This is a genomic window from Mesorhizobium sp. M3A.F.Ca.ET.175.01.1.1 (assembly GCF_004791945.1).
Taxonomy (GTDB): Bacteria; Pseudomonadota; Alphaproteobacteria; order Rhizobiales; family Rhizobiaceae; genus Mesorhizobium.
In genome coordinates this window covers 1-308 of sequence record NZ_SRTP01000290.1, presented here as the reverse complement: position 1 = coordinate 308, position 308 = coordinate 1, and the positions used below count along the sequence as shown (strand labels likewise).

Sequence of the window (308 nt, the reverse complement as noted above, 5' to 3'; positions counted from 1 at the left end):
CGCTTGAGCCGCAAGATGTTCCGCCGCATCCTGGAGGAATATCCGGAGCTGGCGGCGCAGCTGCACGAGCGCATCCTGGAAGAATTCCGAGAGATGATCGCCCGCATCGAGGAACTCGCGCCGCGCTTTACGGGGTGAGCGGCCTGACGAACGGCGCAATGGCGACGGAAATGCAGGCGCTCTCTCTCGTCACCGGGCGTCAATCCAGATCGAACCTGGCAATCACCGGCACATGATCCGACGGCTTCTCCCAGCCGCCCGCCACCTTCAGGATCTCGTAGCCTTTGAAGCTCGGCACCAGATTGGCC

Annotated in this window: 2 pseudogenes; one reads left to right on the top strand and one right to left on the bottom strand. The window is 63.0% G+C overall.

The window, feature by feature from the left end:
• Positions 1 to 138, top strand: a pseudogene (locus tag EN818_RS34165) (cyclic nucleotide-binding protein); the annotation flags it as partial.
• Between the two features lie 61 nt (positions 139 to 199).
• Here the strand turns inward: EN818_RS34165 and EN818_RS34160 are convergent.
• Positions 200 to 308 (bottom strand): annotated as a pseudogene (locus tag EN818_RS34160) (exodeoxyribonuclease III); the annotation flags it as partial.